Raw genomic sequence first — 18817 nt, 5'->3', positions numbered from 1 at the left:
TTTCAAGCGGCTGTTATTTGTTTTGCGATTAATGATACTTACCAAATTGGTGATTTACGTATGCTGCCAGATGGCCATGTCTATCTGTTCCATGCTGGTGATAAGTACCAAGTCGACCCCAATACCACCAAGATCCACGGCAAGGTGGTTTCGGTTTTAGAAACGGTTTAATGATCCTAACAAATTGCCCTTATGCCTTTTAGCTGAGAAATAATAAATCAAACAAGGAAGTAATTATGACGACTAAAAAACCTTTGTTAGATAAGGACGGTCAACCCTATAGCCGCGTTAACTTTAGTCATAATAAACAAAAAGCGTTGTGCTCGCTTAAAGGTGTTTTAACTGGCGTTATTTGCGATACCAGACTTAAACCTGCTGAATTGATTTTTTTAAATGCTTGGTTGAAAGAGCATGAATTTTTACACGATGATCCCGACTCTACTGATTTAATCGATTTGCTATCTGATGTGCTTGAAGACGGTTCGATTAGCGATGACGAGCATGAAGACTTGTTTTGTTTAATTGAGGACGTTATCGCCTACAAAGAATTAGACGACTCCAAATGCAAAGATCATCTCAATGTATTGCTAGGTATTTTAAAAGGCATGACTGCTGACGCTGACATTAATGATGCTGAAATTGTATTTTTCAAAAATTGGCTGGCTGCCAATACCAACATTGCACACATTTGGCCAGTGCCAGAATTGACCCACAAGATTGACCAAATACTGGCTGATGGCGTTATCACCGACGAAGAACGCATCGAACTTTATCAGTTAGTCTCCCAAGTTACTGGTAATGATTTTAACGAAACGGGTGATGCTGCTGACTCTCCAACGCAATGTTTTGACACTGTGGTAGGTATTACTCACACAGGTAAAGGCTTTTGTTTTACAGGTAAGTTTAAAACTGATAACCGCACGAATATTGAAGCCAAAGCTAAAAGCTTAGGTGCTAACATCATTAAAAAAACACCGACGTTGGCGACTCATTACGTGGTGGTTGGCTCACTATCTAGCCGTGACTGGGCTTACTCAAGCCATGGCAACAAAATTCAACATGCTAAGCAAATGCAAGCCAAAGGCTATGACATTGCCATTATTTCAGAAGATCAGTGGTTAGCAGCACTTTAACAGTCAAGGTTATTTGAATGAAAGAGCTTTTATCTCTATTACAACAAGCTGGCGATATCATGGATATGCACGACTCTACTGTCTACTGGTTTAGAGGTCACAGCGACTGTAATTATCAACTTATTCCAAGTGTTTTTAGGCAGCTAAAAGATAACGATGGCAATACAACTGGCTATTATGACGAAGACAAACTGCTGAAAGAATTCATACGTATTCATCCGGAAGCACGAGAAAAGCATAGGGATAACCTCGAATTGCTAACATACGCCCAGCATTACGGATTACCCACAAGACTTCTAGATTGGACGACAAATCTATTAGTCGCGATATTATTTGCTTGTAAAGATAAAATAGATAAGGATGCCCATTTAGTTATCTATAAACCTAATTTATTTTTAGATCTAGATTTCGATCCTGATTATATTGATTTCAAAACTGAACTATATGGCGAGTTCCCTACATTATGTTCAGTTCCTGATGATGCATTCTTTATAAAGAAAAAATTTAACGAATACCTAAGTATTTGTGATATGGATGGAACGATTAATGGCATACCCTCTGATGAGAATGGTATTTATATTAATGGTTATCAACCATTAGAGCTTATCTCTAGTCCAGAAGAAAATATTTATTTTAAAGATGACTTCTCAACATCTATTCCTTATCAGCCTAAAGTTCTAAATGAAAGATTAAAACTTCAACATGGTTGCTTTACTCTTCATGGAGGAAAAATTTCAAATGGCAGAATATTGCTTCCAATCTACTCAATGGAGGAAGAACAAAATACAAAAGGAGATAGAGTTCAAAAAGTATTGATTCAAAATGAACTTAAGCCATTGATTTTAAAGCAACTATTGAAATTAGGAATTAACGAAGCGTCGATTTTTCCTGAACTAGAGTATCAAACTAAATCAATTTTATCTAATTGCATTACAAAAACAGCAACCTGATTTTAAATTCATATTCTAGCGTAAAAGGATTTTACATGACTAAATTAACTAGAAGCCATATCGAAGAAATGGAAGCCAAGCTAGCTAAACTCAAAGCGGAAACGGTTAACTCACCTTCACAGGCAAAAGCCCGTAAGCTCGTTAAACCTGTATTTTTAACTATCACAGCTGTCTTTAGTGTGCTTTTTATTGCGCTGATTATTGATATTGGCAACGACCCCAAGCCCATAGCAAACGCAGACGCAAGTGCTCCCTTACCAGCTACCAACACAATGGATGAGATAGAGTCGGCTAAATGGCAAGCACTCCAAGGTGTCAGTGATTGCCAACTTGCACTTAGAGTATACAACGATTATCAACCGATATTTGCCGAGCTACATCAGTTTGTAACGAATGCTAATAACCAAACTTACCAAGAGATTTATCACTGGAAAGAAGCGACTAGATTAGACGCCCGTGTCGCTGAATTGGATGCAAAATACCCAAGCTCTTACACCGTTTCAATGAATAATACTCTGTTTGCCAAAAACCTCGGCTTCGCAATAGGCCAGTATTGGCGCGATGCCCATTCGAGCTTGCGCCGCACCAATAATCAAGGCCCAATCGACAGCGAACAACCTACCCTAATGAACGACGACCTGCAGTTACTCAAGCAGAACTGCCCCGAAGAATTTAAAGAAGAGAAGTAGGAAGAAATATGTTATCTGAGTTTATATCTGGTTTTATATCTGACTCCACAGTAAAGGCGGCAGTAATCACCGCAGTATTAGCATTTTCAGGATCTCTTTTTGTTGCATATTTTAGTCGAGCACAAAAGGTAGCTGAATTTCGTCAATTATGGATAGATTGCTTACGTGAAGATTGCTCTGACTTTATTTCTCAAAGTATCAGCATGTCTGCAAAGATAAACACTTTATTACAAATTGAAAGCAAAATAAAAGATAATCCAGAAAATAAAAATATATTGATAAAAACATCAAACCAAAAGAATGAAATCAGTGACTCATACAACGAAGAACTTATCAGATCTATTAAAACAATGAGCAAGTTAATTTTAAGACTAAATAAAACTGAACATCAGTCAACAATCGAACTCATTAAGACCATTCAGAATTCCTATGTTGACCCGAAAACTGGCGATGCCAATAAAGAATTCACCTTTAATGATGCGCTCAATAGAATTGAGCAGCTTAGAGATATATTTCACGACATACTAAAATCAGAATGGAATAGAGTTAGAGATGGTGAAACACTGTTCAATCTGAAAAAAAACATCAACCCAATAATGATTAAAACTATTAATATAATTGTATATACGATGTTTGTTTTTTTACTGACTCTAATTCTAATCAGTAATTTTCCCCATATCTATTCGTTGTAGGTTTTACTGATGGCAATAACTAAAAATAGTGACGGCACTTGGAAACTCGATATGCGCGTGGCTGGCCGCGATAGCCGCCGTGTGCGTAAAGTGTTTACTACTAAGGCTGAAGCATTGGGCTATGAGCGTTATATCCTAAAAGAAGTCGACGATAAACCTTGGCTGGGCAATGCCACCCAAGACAATCGCAGCCTGTGGGAGATCATGCAGCGTTGGCATGACTTGCATGGCCAGCAACTGACCGATCCCGAAAAGCGAATGCGTAAACTGCGTTTAATTTGCGACGGCCTTGGTAATCCGATTGCAAGCAAGCTGACCGTGAACGACTTTGCCACCTTCCGCCAAATGCGTCTCGATGGTGAAATTGCTGATGGTATGGGCATCAAGCAAAAGGTAAAACCCCACACAGTTAACCATGAGCACGCCTATTTAAGCGCTGTGTTTTCAGAGCTTAAGCGACTGGGTGAATGGACCTTACCGAACCCACTAGAAGGGCTATCCCATTTCAAGATTGATGAAATGGAATTGGCGTTTTTGTACGCCGAAGAAATCCCGCTAGTGCTGGCAGAGTGTGACAATTCAAAAAATCCGCATCTCACGACTGTGGTTAAAATTTGCTTATCGACTGGGTGCCGTTGGTCTGAGGCCGAGTCCCTGCGTGGTAGCCAAGTGGTGAATAACCGCATCACCTTTATTAAAACCAAAGGGAAAAAGAACCGCACTGTGCCCATCAGCAAAGCACTAGCTGATGAAATCCCACAGTCACGCGGCCCACTTTTTAGCTCATGCCGTAAGGCGTTCGCGCAGGCCATCAAGCGTACTGGACTCACCTTCCCCGAAGGCCAAATGACCCACATTTTACGCCACACCTTCGCTAGCCATTTCATGATGAACGGCGGCAATATTCAGGTATTAAAACAAATCCTCGGCCACGCCGACATCAAAGAAACCATGCGCTACGCCCACTTTGCCCCCGAGCACCTGGACGACGCCATCACCAAAAACCCACTGGCGAATTTGTAATGATTAACGAAACAAATAAAAGTTATTTTGAATGGGTGTCGAAGCATTGGATTGTTATCACAGCCTTAGCCACCTTGATAACGTCAATACTAGGAGGTGTTTCATCTACGATCTATTACTCAGCATTTCATGTGAACTATACTGAGTTGGCCGAACTAAATGACTTTATTAAACATGCTATCTCAAGACCCTTTTTTTGCCTCATTCTGGTTGTTGTTTTCCTTACAGTTTCAGCTCAAACATATGTACTTTATAAAAGTGACAAAGCCACTTCAGAATTAAGAATTTTTTATAAAAACAAAAAATACATCAAAAACTTTAAACTAAAAAAATCATATTACCTTAAAGACATGTCAGTCATTCTGGCAAAATCATTTTTGATTTTTTTAATTTCCGTCCCGACCATTACTGTCTTAGCTAAATTAGAAATAAGAAACTTAAAAAAAACAGAGTCTGAATTATATAATGTTGATACAGATTCTAGGCCACTACATTGTGTTAGCTATGTTGGACGCATTAACGTAAATCATATTTTTTGGTCAAGAAAAACTGATATAACAACAATTATCCCCTCATCATTTAAGAGAATGACTTATTTTACTTCACTTGATAAAAGACCTACTGAATTTGCAGCGGACAATCAAGTGAAAACAAGGGAATATATTCAATGGCAAAAGCATATCAAGCAAGTATGCGGCGAAGACTTTGATATACCAGAAATGAGGTAGTCTATGAAGCGCTGTTCTTCGACTTTAGGGGTAATGCTGATATGTAGCCATTCCCCAACACTAACGATCTTCACTTAGCAGTTAATAATGCATTCATACGTTTTACGACCATAATAATGGTTAAGACGATATTAACTGTAAGAAAAACTAAAACTGGTGTAAAAATAAATTTACCGTATTCTAACGTAATATTTATTTCAGTGAAAGGTACTAATAATGTACTGGAGACCTCAAACATTATCGAATGCATTAAACTAACCACAATCAAAATAATAGAGAGTACAATCGAATAACAAATATTATAGTATAATTGCTCTAGTAGAATAGGTTTAACGGATTGAATAGGCTCTGATTCACTTTGTGACTGCACACTTTTCAACTTTGAAGATTGGTCATAAACCAAAACTAAAACACTTAAAAGTAATGCAGTAAAAATTGCACCAAAGTTGACAAGCAAAGACGCTACTTCTTTACTGATATTCACGCCAAAGAAAATAAAAGTGATAGCTAAAATTGCAGGAACTAAATAAAAAGTAACAAAATCTTGAATAAGAAACCTTTTAGTAGTTGCATCCCGCAACGTTTCTATGTGACCACTAATGATCCCATTAACATTTACTTTACTAGTCATAAATTTATACTCAATCCTGGGTACATTGATTCAGCATACTCTTTTATGATAGATGTGCACCATCCATTCATAGAGGCAAAATCTGGATTTCCGTCAATAAGAACAACATTTTCATCTAACTCTATCTCACATAGACTACTTGCTCTTGCTACTCCCATATTGAAAGTTCTACGTTTATCATTTATTTCAACAACTGTTTTAACTTGTTCGCCCATTGACGATAGCAATTCAACAGCGTTTGCCTGATCTGAACCCTTCTTGAAAAACTCTTTAAACTTACCAAATGTGCCATTTCGCTTAGGTTTCAAAATGGTTTCAAATTCAAAATGACCAAGTGCTGTCATTTGGTCAGCTACATCTGTGATTCCCTTAAATTTTGTAACTTTGATTTCTTTAGCATTGGCCTCTTGCCACGATGCAAGCGCTTTATCATAAGAAAGAGGATTCATTTGAAGTGTTAATGTAGTATTACCCATGAAATACGGAAAGAAAATCTGTGAAAACAATGTTTTAACGCCAACGTTTCTATAGCTATGCATAATTGCAATTGCTTCGTTATAACCTTTAGGAATAAAGAATTGTATATAATGCTGAATTATCTCTGCATGCTTTTGCGCTTTAGCAAAATCTACATTTCCAGTTTCCGTATCAATCACATTAGCTTTAATCCCATAAACTCCGACCTGAAACCAACCATGAATCATACGCTTACTATCATCATAGACCATATCTTGAAAACGATAGACTTGCTTTGATGCCTCCCTTATTTCAAAACCATTACTCTTACTTTCAATGAATTTTCTTAGCAAACTAAAAGTATCATGGGCACCTATCTTATCGAGTATTGCGTATTTTTTATTAGGTGGGCCTGGCAATTCTTTATTAAAAGATCGAAGTAAATAAGGTGATATTGAGTGCATTTTTTGCTTAACTCTTCAGTAAAATAGCTCAAAAAAGTCTATTTATAATATTATTCGTTGATCGGTTTCAACTGATTGATATTGATTAGATTTGTAATTTATCACAGTTTAAAAATATTTATCGAAAATTTTAATTTTACAAATGTCCACATTATGCCCACGCAGCTTGTTAATCACCATCGTTATCAATCCTAAGCAATCAGATAAGCATTTGATTAATATGTAACTTACTGATTTTAATGGGTATAGAAAGAAATGTAGGTGTTCTGGACGCGGGTTCAAGTCCCGCCGCCTCCACCAATTTTACCAGAAGGGCTTAACCGCAAGGTTAAGCCCTTTTTGTTTGAACTTTCAGGCTATTTTGAGCTATCAATTCAAATGCGGCGGCGGGAACTGAACTGGCGTCGATAAATGAATCATGTCACCACTTGATCTAATCTCTATTAGATTCAGCCATTCAGACGCCGCACCTAAAAACCTACCTTTTCCACTTTCCACCCAAAGCCCGTTTCTTCGCTCTTTGCTTCTGAGCCGCTTTGCCGTTACGTCTAGGTTCGGTATCCATCTTATTAAAGTCGGGTTCGAAGCCTAGTAACCATTGTTGTGGTAAACGCTTGTCCAATACGACTTCGACTTCTTCCAATAATAGGGCGTCCTCTTGACTAAAGAGGGTGATGGCAAGCCCTGCACTACCCGCTCGACCTGTGCGACCAATACGATGAATATAATCTTCAGCGATAAAGGGTAGCTCAAAGTTGATCACATATTTAAGCTCGACGATATCTAAGCCTCTGGCGGCGACATCCGTTGCCACTAGCACTTGAATCTTACCTTGTTTAAATTCCTGCAAAACTTTCTCGCGCGCGCCTTGGGACAAGTCACCGTGAAACGCCTGAGTGATAATATCGGCTTTATTGAGTTGCTGAACCAGTTTATCGACACCTTGCTTTGTGCGGCTAAAAATCAGCACTTGATGCCAGTTTTTACTGCGTACCAGATGGCTGACGAGTTCGGTTTTACGGTCTGCGTCGACGGCATAAACCACTTGTTCAATTTCGGCAGCGGTCGTGTTGCGCTTGGCAACTTCAATCAACTTAGGATCGCGCAGTAAAGCTTTACTTAAGCTGAAGATAGCGGCATCTAAGGTGGCAGAAAATAACAGGGTTTGCCTGTCACTCGGCACTTGCTTGAGCACAGCTTGAATTTCATCCATAAAGCCCATGTCGAGCATACGGTCGGCTTCATCAAACACAAGCATGCTCAATTGCTTAAGATTTAATGCACCTTGCCTAAGGTGGTCAAGTAAGCGACCCGGTGTTGCGATTAACACATCAATCCCTGCATTAAACACGGCGACCTGCGCATCGATACTCACGCCGCCGTAGGCGATGCCGATACGAATATCAGTCCCTTTAGCGTACTTAACAAAACTCTGCTGTACCTGCACCGCCAGTTCACGTGTCGGCACTAAGACTAATGCGCGTACGGGTCTCACAGCCGTTAACTCTTGCGAAAGGCTGAGTGACATCAAATGATGCAAGATAGGCAAGGCGAACGCAGCGGTTTTGCCTGTCCCCGTTTGGGCGCCAGCCATTACATCCCGTTTAGCTAAGATGGCAGGGATCGCTTCTAACTGGATTGGCGTTGGCGATTCATAGCCAAGAACCGCTAAGGTATTCACTAACGTGGAGTTTAAGGATAAGGCACTAAAAGACATTGCGGTTAACCACTGAAAATAATGGCTAGAATTTTAGCAGACACAAACCCAAGCGACTAGCGGCATAGCGCTAGTCCTATTGTTATATGCAAACTTGTTTTACGATAAAAATGCGTCGAGATCTGCAGCTAGTTGCGGACGACTAAAAAGATAACCTTGAGCTTGATCGCACTGGTTTTGTTGCAGGAAATCAGCTTGCTCTTTAGTTTCAACCCCTTCGGCGATAATTTCCAGCTTCAACGCATGTCCAAGCGCAATCACAGCCTTAGCGATAGCGGTATTGTTGGTATCGAAGGGAATGTCCCGCACAAAAGATTGATCAATTTTCAATTTATGAATAGGCAGTTTTTTCAAATAGTTGAGCGATGAATAGCCAGTACCAAAATCATCAACCGATAATTCGATACCCAGATCGCCAAGTCGCTTTAAGTCACGGATAGCAAGATCTGGATTCTGCATCATCACACTTTCGGTCACTTCAAGCTCTAAATGCTTGGCGGGCAAACCCGTTTCAGCTAAGACACGTTTCACATCATCCACAAAGGAACTGCGCTGTAGCTGTTGTCCTGCCACGTTCACGGCAATACGGCCAAAATGTTTGCCTTCACCAAGCCAACGCATTCCCTGACGGCAAGCGGTTTCTAACACCCATAAGCCAATTTCATGGATAAGACCTATTTTTTCTGCCACAGGAATAAATATCGCGGGCGAAATCAAACCCAGTTGAGGATCGTGCCAACGCAGTAATGCTTCAAATCCCACGGTTTGTCGAGTCACTAAATCAAGTTTTGGCTGGTACATTAAGTACAAGGCATTTTGCTCAATCGCGCCATAGAGGGCACTTTGCAGCTTAAGATGCTCAAAAGACTGTTGAGTTAAGGACTCTGTATAAAAAGCATAATTATTGCGGCCATCATTTTTGGCGCGATACATGGCCGCATCGGCGTTACGCAGTAAAGTGTCCGCATCGGTTCCATCATTTGGATACAAAGAAACGCCCATACTCGCCGTTAAACGTAAGTGGTCGCCCGTGCTCACAATAAAAGGTTGCTCAAACACTTGGCGCAATTGATTTATGGCAACTGCGGCATCGGCACTATTGTCGATCCCTGAAATCAATGCCACAAACTCATCGCCACCAATCCGTGATAACACATCCTGATCGCCTACTTGGCTGCGTAAACGCTTGGCAAGCTCGACCAACATTTCATCGCCTATACTGTGGCCAAAACTGTCGTTGATATGCTTGAACAGATCGACATCAATCATCACAGTCGCTAATTGCAAATTCAGCCGCTTAGCTTGTCGCACTTCTTGCTTAAGCTGCATCATGAACTTCATGCGATTGGGCAAATGCGTTAGCGGGTCAAAATACGCTAAGTGCGTGAGTTGCGCTTCATTCTCTTTCTGGGCTGAAATATCGGCAAACACAGCGACAAAATAACGTACATCTCCAACGTCATCATAAATAGTGCTTATGGTGATATTTTGCGGAAAAATCGTGCCATTTTTACGCCGATTCCAGATTTCACCGTTCCATTTACCTTGAGTAAACAAGGTATTCCAGAGTTTATCGAAAAAATCTTTATCATGCCGACCCGAACTAAAAATCCGAGGATTCTGGCCAAGTAACTCTTCCCTCACATAACCTGTGATCTCAAAAAATGCACCGTTAACGTCGGTAATATTGCCATGCCGGTCGGTCACAACCACACCTTCAACCGAGTTTTTAAACACATTTGTCGCCAGTGTCAGCTGTTCTTCAACTGCTTTATGCTTGGAAATGTTGCGAGTCATACCGATAACGCCCACGAGCTCACCCTGGGCATTGAGCGTTGGGAGTTTTAGCGTTTCTAGCCAAAGATGATTTTTAGCTTCACTGCCATCTAAACACTCAGCGACAATGATAGGCGTACCAGACTCGATAGCGAGCCTATCACCCTCTAGAAAAATCTCTGCAATATCAGCACCAAAGAGTTCAACATCGGATTTACCAACAATCTCACTGCGGGGCATTTCCCACGCATTCTCAACACTACGATTGCAAAGAGTGTAAATGCCTGCGGCATTTTTCATCCAAATATGTTCGTCAAAACTATCGATAAAAGTTTGTAAATCGACCGTATCGACACGACTCGGTGAACCTCGGCTTAATGCTTCAGCCGCATTATGTTGGCTCAATATCTCGCCTAACTGGTGTTGAATGCTATCGCTGATAAGCTTAGCGAGTTGTAGCGTTTTTGAATCTACACCTTGAGCCTCGTTGTGATAGAAGCATAAAAAGCCAAAATTTGCCCCAGATGGCCAAGCGAGAGACAAACAAATCACGCTGCCGATTGCGCTACAAGTGTGCCAATCTGAGTGCTGCCGAGTATCCATAATTAACAGAGGCTCACGTACCTGCTCAGTTAGCTGTGATACAGATAATGCAGCCGTGATTTGATGACGACCTAATCGGGGCAATGCTGAAATCGGCTCACTCAAGCTGGACAACTTAGCATTACTTAGAGGGGGAATAGTAGGTTTATCAATAATATCAAAGGGATTGGAAACGATTTCTGATGGTGTGATCATTGACGGCATCGCAACGGACTGGCTTATCGCAGGCTGGGTGTTAGCCAAATGATTGCCACTTAGGTGGCTGAGTATTGCCTGTATTTCACTTTCAGCCGCAGAGTCTGAACTTAACATGCTGCTAAGTTCACCCGCAGCATTCCATGCTAATAACATTGCTTTACTGCTTGATATCTCAGCGACTAAATTTAAGTCACTCAACCAGTTATCAAGCTGTTGCTGCGTAATAGGTAAATCTATCATCATCTTGCCAACTCAGATCTCGTTACTGCTCAATCGGCCTACGGCGAGAATACCGTAAGACCTTAAACACATGCCCAATATTGCGACAGAGGGAAAACGTTAACCAAGCAGTAAAATCTCATAAAATTTTACGTTTAACATCAAATCAATACATCTCAATTGGCACTAAGGTTGGACCTAAAACTTACTCCATCATATCCACCTTTTAGGGTGGTAGAGGTCAAACCATCAAAATTCACACTAACTTACTCACACTCAGCAGACTGCTTGCACGGGTAAATCCAACTAACATTACATTTGCTACTTTAGCACAAAATTTTAGTGTCAGTATCGCGATAAGTTTATTGAGTAACAATTAGTTAGACTTAATCAATTAAGTCTTCCCCCGATAATTCAGCACTTTCTTAGCGAGAGAAAACCATCCCTAAAGACATATATCAGCAATAACAGAGTTTTGATTGACAAAAATGCTATCTTATTGTCTACAATGGAAATAATAAGGCTGAAAAACCAAGGATATTTATGCCCACTGACGTCGTATCAAGCCAAGCTACCCTGCTCAACAGTAAACAATTATATCGCATTTGCGAACTCGACCAATTAAGCACAGATTGCCAATCGACAGCAGAACTCACACCTCTCAATGATATTGTCGGCCAAGAACGTGCCCAGCAAGCGGTAGAGTTTGCAATGGGAATTAAAGAAAAGGGTTACAACATCTACGCCATAGGTCAGAACGGCCTCGGCAAACGGACCATGATGCTGCGTTACCTAAGCCGTCACGAGCCAAACGACCATACCCTGTACGATTGGTGCTATGTGGTTAATTTCGATGATACCCGTTGCCCTAAAGTACTGAAACTGAGCGCAGGGACTGGGCTTGAATTTAAAAAAGCCGTCGAAAAGTTGATGCTTAAACTTGTCAAAGCTATGCCTTTAGCCTTTGATAATGAAATGTATTATGCCCGCACCGAAAAGCTCAAAAGCCAATTATCACAGAAGCAAGAAGTCGCACTCACTGAATTAACCGAAGAAGCGAAACAAAAAGGCATCAGCCTCAGTTTAACCATGCAGGGCGACTATCAAATGGTAGCGCTCAATGGTGAAGAACCCCATGACGAAGCTTCATTCGAAGCATTGACTGAGACTGAACGTAGTCAATTTGAAAGTAATATCAATGGCCTAGAGGTTAAACTACGCGGTATTATTCGCCAAATCACTGAATGGGAAGAAGAATTCAGCGACAAGCAGCAAGAGCACGACGAACAAGTCGCCAAAGAAGTATTAATCCATTTTATTAAGCCACTCAAAGATAAGTTCAAGCACCAGCCCGAAGCGCGGACTTTCTTAACCGGTATGCAGGCGGATATCTTAGACAATTTAGATATCTTTTTAGAAGAAAGTGAAGAACAACTGGGCCTAGCCTACGCTTCCCTTGAAAAGAAAATGCCCCGCCGCTACCAAGTTAACGTTTTGGTCGCTCAAGGGACTCAAAAATTCCCTATTGTCGTAGAAGAAAGCCCAAGTTATCACAGCCTATTTGGCTATGTGGAAAATGCCACCTTCAGGGGGACAGTGTTCACCGACTTCTCACTTATCCGCTCCGGCAGTCTGCACAAAGCTAACGGCGGCGTGTTATTGATGGATGCGGTAAAAGTGTTAGAACGCCCTTACGTATGGGACGGGTTAAAACGCGCCCTACGTTCACGCAAACTCGATTTAAGTTCGCTGGAGCGGGAAGTGTCACTGTCGGGCACGATTTCCTTGGCGCCTGAGCCTATCCCCTTAGATGTAAAAATTATTCTGTTTGGCGATCACGAAACTTATCAGCTGTTACAGCACTATGATCCTGACTTCAGTGAGTTATTCCGCGTTACCGCCGATTTTGAAGATGTGATGGACAGAACCTCAGCTTCTGAGGCGCACTATGCCCGCTTTATTTCGAGCATAGTTCACGACAACAACATGCTGCACTGCGACCGCGCCGCCATAGCGCGCATCATTGAATACAGCTCGCGGGAGGCCGAAGACCAACAAAAACTGTCGCTACACTCAGCCAATATTGCCAACTTACTGCGGGAATCAAACTACTGCGCTAAAGCGGCAGGCAGTCAGCAAATTTTAGTGCCGCACGTTGAGCAAGCACTGCGAAATCAAGAGCAAAGAGTCTCGCGTCTTCACGACAACATAATGCAAAGCTTTACCAACGGCACCACCTTAATTAGCACTCAGGGCAAAGTGGTTGGGCAAATCAATGCCTTATCCGTCATCTCGACCTCAGATCATCAGTTTGGTATGCCCAATCGCATCACAGCAACCACAGCCTTTGGTAAGGGTGAAGTGATGGATATCGAGCACAGAGTCAAACTTGGAGGCCGGATCCATTCTAAGGGCGTGTTGATCTTAACCGCTTATTTAGCCTCAGTTTTAGGTAAGACGGCGCAAATCCCGCTCACCACTTACCTCACCTTTGAGCAATCATACAGCGGAGTGGACGGTGACAGCGCATCGATGGCCGAATGCTGCGCCATTATCTCGGCTATTAGCGAGCAAGCAATTAGGCAAGATATTGCCATCACAGGTTCGATGAACCAATTTGGTGAGGCTCAGCCCATTGGCGGCGTGAATGAAAAAATTGAAGGCTTCTTCGATGTCTGCAAAATAAAAGGCCGTACGCCGGAGCAAGGGGTGATTATTCCTGCCTCGAACATGGCCAACCTTATGCTGCGCAAAGACATTGTCGATGCAGTGGCACAAGGTGAGTTCCACATTTGGGCTATTACCCATGTGACTCAAGCCATGGAATTACTGCTCGGTAAAACCGCAGGAAGTTTGCCGCAAACGGCCGCACCTAGCCAAGGGCAATATTCTCCCGAGAGTATTTTTGGCATCGCTCAGCAAAAGCTCACCGCACTCAGATCCTTAGTTAAAACGGATTAAATAAAAGGCACGAGATAAACGAAAAGGGTTAGCCAATGCTAACCCTTTCTTTATAAAGCTATTAAATGAAATTACACTAAGCTTGCTAGCATGTCATCGCTGTAAGGAACCAGTTCAACGCCATCACGAACGCGAGCAACATAGTCAGGATTGGCAATGAATGGGCGACCAATAGCAATCAAATCAAACTTATTCGCCGCAATCGCTTCACTGGCGGTTTCAGCGCTGTAGCTTCCAACTCCCACTAAGGTTTTGCCATAGTGTGCGCGCACATAGCTTGAAGCTCTGCCACCAAGATAATCGAATTCCATGCTGTCATCGAAAATCCCAATATGTACAAAAGCGATATCGCGGGATTCCAGCTCAGGCAAGAAGTAATCGAATACTTCGCGGTCACGACTATCTGCCGCCATATTGAAATAAGCCCCTGGAGAAATCCGTAAACCGGTTCTGTCTTTGCCGATACGAGCCACAACAGCATCGACAACCTCAAGCGCAAAACGGGACATATTGGCAGGTGTTCCACCGTATTCATCGGTGCGGCGATTGCTGTCATGGTGTAAGAAAGTATCAATTAAATAACCATTTGCACCGTGGATTTCGACGCCATCGAACCCAGCTTCAATGGCATTTTCCGCCGCTTTGGCGTAATCACGCACTAGGCCTTGAATATCCTCAAGTGTGGCAGGTTTTGGTGTGACATAAGTCAGTTCGCGCATTCTTGGCACGCTGCCTTCAATTTTCTGCGCTGATGCCGCAAGCACATCGCCACCACCGAAAAAGTGTGGATGAGCGACGCGGCCCGTATGCCATAACTGCACAAAAATCTTACCGCCATTGGCATGTACCGCATCGGTCACTTTACGCCAGCCAGCAATTTGCGCTTGAGTAAAAATACCAGGGGTATTTGGATAACCTTGAGCATCGGGACGAATAATCGTCGCCTCTGTGATGATCAAACCCGCTTCGGCGCGGCGTGCATAATAGGCAACCATATCATCGGTCGGCACTAAATCGGCATCCGCCATACAACGGGTTAAAGGTGCCATTAAGATACGATTATTTAAGGTAATAGTGTCATTAAGTGAGTAGGTATCGAACAGATTTACCAATGAATTTGGCGTGGTTTGTGTGGTCATTTTCTCAGTTCCATTCTTGAATATGCATTCAAGATATTATTATTTGAACGATCATTCAAGTTCATTTTTGAATGTTTATTCAAATTTAGGTAGAATCTGGCCTAAGCGTTTCTATACAAGTGAATTAAATTCGATGCGTAATGCAGAGTTCGACCGAGAACAGGTACTTCGCGGCGCTATGGCCGCCTTCATGCACAAGGGTTACACCAAAACGAGCATGCAAGATCTTACTCAAGCCACGGGATTACATCCGGGGTCGATTTACTGTGCCTTCACCAATAAACGCGGATTATTAATCGCGGCCATTGAGCAATATCAACTCGACAGAAACGAGCAATTCAACAATCTATTCGGCAATGGCGAGAATGTGCTAACTAATTTGAAAACCTACTTAGATCATATCGTTATTGAATGTCTGAGTTGCGATAGCGCCCAAGCTTGCTTACTGACAAAAGCGTTAAATGAAATTGCAGAGCAAGATGTTGAGATCCGGGACATCATCAATCAGTATCTACAATCTTGGCAGCAAGCACTCACGCTACAATTTGCCACTGCAACGTTGCAAGGACTCCTCCAAGGCAATCGCAGCAGCGAGCAAAGAGCCCAATATTTAATGATGGGAATTTATGGTTTAAGAACCTTCGCCCACACCCATCCTAATGCCGAAACCTTACAGTACCTTGCAGACCAATTATTGGCAGAAGTCTGCCATTAAAGTGCGTTAATTTGTGGGACAGTAAATATCTGAATGACTAACCGAATATGATTAGGCGAACAAGCGCTAACATTAATAGAAATAGATGGATTGAATAGAATTTTTGCAGAAGATGTCGGGACGATAATTTAGCAAAGCGAATTATTCGTCCCAAGAATGACGATTAGTTTAAAATGTTAACCTATATTAGCTTGAGCGAACACTCGCTCACCTAATGAATTCAATATCTTACACTCACCTTCAAGTACAGCAATGATAGATTTTCCCTTGCGGAAACTTGCAGGTATCATCACACGCCCAGCTTCACTCACTGGCAAATTACCTAATACGGCGTTGTGCATAATTAACCCTACGGGCGCATCATAATATAAAACAGTTACAGTCGCTTGATTTGCTTGCATCACATTTAACTCACATTAAGCAGCATCTACTGCGTTATATTTACGTCGCAAGAGAGCTCCCTGTCCTCAACATTTTAAAATATCCAGAAAGATATTTTAAACATTTTAAATCAATTGCTTAAGGTCTTATTCAAATTTTATGATTTTTTATTGGATACAATACTGTCTTATACTGTACACCTTGGGCTATTTAAGCACTTTGGCAAAAAGATGCCAATCTATTTCTATTATGTTAATCAATTACCCACTATCGATCACATATAAGACACAAATAAAGATGCGTTTTTATGCATTTTTTAGAGTAAATAACCTAAATTTGAGTTATCAGTAATCTACTTAGCTTTAAATCCCACTCGAAATCCGCCCCAATGTTTACCGTTTACAAAAATGGGCACAGACAAGTCGTGCATCACTTCGCCCGTATCGCGTTTATAAGTTTGCAATAGCACAGGTTCAGTATGGGCGCCGCAACGGATCCCTGTCGGATCATTAAACAAGCGTTTGGTTCGATTGTGCACCATATCAACCTCAACTTTGCCTGTCAGTGCTTGGCTAAAGCGTTTATTATGGGTCGGAAAATAACCTTTCCTATCAACGGCTCCCGCATAAATAATTTCGCTGTGTTTTGCCAGAATGGGCTCTTGAATTGTTGGAAAATGCTGATCGGTATAACGGTCGAAAGCCGTGCTGTATTTCTGTGGCTGAGTATTGGCAATAGGTTGATATTTAGGATTAAACAAATCCGCCTCGCTAAAACTGCCACTGGCTAAACCTTGTGCTAACTTGTCACCGCACGCTTTAGCGGCAACATTCGCCAATTGCAAAACCTGCTGATCGAAGGTTTGTGTATCCCATTTAGACAGCGCTTTAAAAATACCCTCAGTGGTCAAGGATAAAGTAAAGGCCTGCTCGGATACGCTATGACTCTGTTTACCCGTCGAATTTAACGAGTCACGTATTTGAGTCACCGAGCGGCTAATGTCGTTAGTAGTGTTGTTATATTGTTTGAGTGAATCTTCCATATCACCTAAGGCATGGGCCGATTGGGTCACAGAAGCCGAAATCTCAGTGAAGTGCGCGTCTAACTCGCCCATGGCGGCGACCACATCGGCGGTTTGCGTCACGACCCTTTCCATCAGCCCAGAAGTTTTATCCGTTTCACTGCGGATTTCTAATAGCATTTTGCCAATATCTTGGGTTGCACCCGCCGTTTTACCCGCAAGGCTGCGTACTTCGTCTGCCACTACCGCAAAACCTCGCCCCTGCTCTCCCGCACGAGCCGCTTCGATGGCCGCATTTAACGCCAACAGATTAGTTTGCTCGGCAACGGAGTTAATCACCTCGGTAATTTTTTGGATTTCTTCGGCTCTTGATTTAAGCGCCTGCACTTGCTCAGCGGCAGTATCAATATCCGTACTCAGTGAACGAATGGCTGCAACACCTTTCTGAGCTTGACTTCGTCCCTGCACGCTAACGCGCTCAGCCTCTTGAGCTTGGCCTAAAATATCGGCGGCATTATCACCAAGTTGGGCCGTAGTGTGGCTCAATTGCCCTGCAGCAACCGCAATGGCACTGGCATGCTCGCCATTTGATTCAATTGATTTATTCAATAAATCAATAAAATGCGACACCTCAGCCGAACCGATAGCAATTTTGCTGGTTTGCACACTAATGTCGTGGGCGGGAATGCTTTGCTCTTGTAATGCCTTAATGTTTGCCTCATCGGTGTCGAGCTTAGCCTTAGATGCGCGCAAACACACCCACACCACTAAGCCACAGGCAAGAACGCCCAAGATCAACGCCTGCACAATACTCGGAAGATGCAGTCCCTCAAGTAATAAACTCCCCAGAGTGACCAGCGTGAAACTGATGAAAATTAAAATTTTGTGCTGTATTTCCATATACTTCCCGTAACTGCGCAAGGTAAAAATGAAAGGGAAATGCTAAGAGTCGAATCATTAGCCTTCGTTCAGTTGGTATCAATTACAGCAGCTATTGATTACAACTGACGAGGGAGGACTAACTATGATAGCGCTCAAGATTTATAGTTTTAGTCTATTTCTCTGAATAAGCTAGATAATTTATCTCGCTAAATAAACAAAGTAGAAGTTAGCTATCATCAACAGTCTCACGAGCGTATGGCATTAGACATTAGTATTAATCTATCGAGATATAGTCCTAGTCCATCTAAAAGCGGATCTTCCTTGAGAAAACCAACTTTGCCCTGAAATGCGTGCCCCGTCGCCTTCTAGGTAATAAATCACATAGGGACGACTGCACTTATGCCAAGAAAACTGCTAATATCGGCGCAATTTTTTTGAG

General features: G+C 42.1%; 15 protein-coding genes. 8 read left to right on the top strand and 7 right to left on the bottom strand.

The window, feature by feature from the left end; genetic code table 11:
- Window positions 1-236 precede the first annotated feature (236 nt).
- Genes KO533_RS04695 through KO533_RS04670 form a run of 6 tightly spaced genes read left to right on the top strand, consistent with a single transcriptional unit; the run spans window position 237 to window position 5215 of the window.
- Window positions 237-1133 (top strand): BRCT domain-containing protein, encoded by an 897-nt coding sequence (locus tag KO533_RS04695; RefSeq protein ID WP_219253063.1) that lies wholly within the window; start codon window positions 237-239, stop codon window positions 1131-1133.
- Between the two features lie 17 nt (window positions 1134-1150).
- Window positions 1151-2083 carry an FRG domain-containing protein gene (locus KO533_RS04690; RefSeq protein ID WP_219253062.1) on the top strand — a complete coding sequence of 311 codons (933 nt, stop codon included), beginning with the start codon at window positions 1151-1153 and terminating at the stop codon, window positions 2081-2083.
- A gap of 35 nt (window positions 2084-2118) precedes the next feature.
- Complete coding sequence (locus tag KO533_RS04685) at window positions 2119-2772, top strand: hypothetical protein (RefSeq protein WP_219253060.1); 654 nt, start codon at window positions 2119-2121, stop codon at window positions 2770-2772.
- 8 nt (window positions 2773-2780) lie between these two features.
- Window positions 2781-3464 (top strand): hypothetical protein, encoded by a 684-nt coding sequence (locus KO533_RS04680; protein WP_219253059.1) that lies wholly within the window; start codon window positions 2781-2783, stop codon window positions 3462-3464.
- 9 nt (window positions 3465-3473) lie between these two features.
- Window positions 3474-4487, top strand: coding sequence for a tyrosine-type recombinase/integrase (locus KO533_RS04675; RefSeq protein WP_219253058.1), 1014 nt, complete (start codon window positions 3474-3476; stop codon window positions 4485-4487).
- Window positions 4487-5215 (top strand): hypothetical protein, encoded by a 729-nt coding sequence (locus KO533_RS04670; RefSeq protein WP_219253057.1) that lies wholly within the window; start codon window positions 4487-4489, stop codon window positions 5213-5215. Before KO533_RS04675 ends, KO533_RS04670 begins: the two co-directional genes overlap by 1 nt.
- Before the next feature lie 70 nt (window positions 5216-5285).
- Here the strand turns inward: KO533_RS04670 and KO533_RS04665 are convergent, their stop codons facing one another.
- The 4 genes from KO533_RS04665 to KO533_RS04650 all read right to left on the bottom strand — a co-directional run bounded on the left by KO533_RS04665 (window position 5286) and on the right by KO533_RS04650 (window position 11303).
- On the bottom strand, window positions 5286-5846 hold the full coding sequence (locus KO533_RS04665; protein ID WP_219253056.1) for a hypothetical protein: 561 nt from the start codon (window positions 5844-5846) through the stop codon (window positions 5286-5288).
- A complete protein-coding gene (locus KO533_RS04660) occupies window positions 5843-6766 on the bottom strand; it encodes a hypothetical protein (protein WP_219253055.1) in 924 nt (307 codons plus the stop codon). Before KO533_RS04660 ends, KO533_RS04665 begins: the two co-directional genes overlap by 4 nt.
- A 478-nt stretch (window positions 6767-7244) precedes the next feature.
- The gene (locus KO533_RS04655) at window positions 7245-8483 is read right to left on the bottom strand and encodes a DEAD/DEAH box helicase (RefSeq protein ID WP_219253054.1); all 1239 of its coding nucleotides are present in this window, start codon (window positions 8481-8483) and stop codon (window positions 7245-7247) included.
- A gap of 99 nt (window positions 8484-8582) precedes the next feature.
- On the bottom strand, window positions 8583-11303 hold the full coding sequence (locus KO533_RS04650; protein ID WP_219253053.1) for a bifunctional diguanylate cyclase/phosphodiesterase: 2721 nt from the start codon (window positions 11301-11303) through the stop codon (window positions 8583-8585).
- 519 nt (window positions 11304-11822) lie between these two features.
- Between KO533_RS04650 and KO533_RS04645 the strand changes: the two genes are divergently transcribed.
- Window positions 11823-14240: an ATP-binding protein gene (locus tag KO533_RS04645; RefSeq protein ID WP_219253050.1), complete on the top strand. Its 2418-nt coding sequence runs from the start codon at window positions 11823-11825 to the stop codon at window positions 14238-14240.
- A 71-nt stretch (window positions 14241-14311) separates the two neighbouring features.
- Here KO533_RS04645 and KO533_RS04640 read toward each other — a convergent pair whose 3' ends face one another.
- A complete protein-coding gene (locus tag KO533_RS04640) occupies window positions 14312-15379 on the bottom strand; it encodes an alkene reductase (RefSeq protein WP_219253048.1) in 1068 nt (355 codons plus the stop codon).
- A gap of 133 nt (window positions 15380-15512) precedes the next feature.
- Here KO533_RS04640 and KO533_RS04635 point away from each other — a divergent pair, with 133 nt between their 5' ends.
- Window positions 15513-16094, top strand: a complete 582-nt coding sequence (locus KO533_RS04635; protein ID WP_219253046.1) for a TetR/AcrR family transcriptional regulator — start codon at window positions 15513-15515, stop codon at window positions 16092-16094.
- 176 nt (window positions 16095-16270) lie between these two features.
- Here KO533_RS04635 and KO533_RS04630 read toward each other — a convergent pair whose 3' ends face one another.
- Window positions 16271-16495, bottom strand: a complete 225-nt coding sequence (locus KO533_RS04630) for a TIGR02922 family protein (RefSeq protein ID WP_028760777.1) — start codon at window positions 16493-16495, stop codon at window positions 16271-16273.
- 332 nt (window positions 16496-16827) lie between these two features.
- Complete coding sequence (locus KO533_RS04625) at window positions 16828-18396, bottom strand: methyl-accepting chemotaxis protein (protein ID WP_219253044.1); 1569 nt, start codon at window positions 18394-18396, stop codon at window positions 16828-16830.
- Between the last annotated feature and the right edge of the window lie 421 nt (window positions 18397-18817).

It is taken from the genome of Shewanella sp. NKUCC05_KAH (assembly GCF_019345585.1).
GTDB classification, from domain to species: domain Bacteria; phylum Pseudomonadota; class Gammaproteobacteria; order Enterobacterales; family Shewanellaceae; genus Shewanella; species Shewanella oncorhynchi.
The sequence above is the reverse complement of the archived record's forward strand: the minus strand, read 5'-3'. Positions and strand labels throughout refer to the sequence as shown.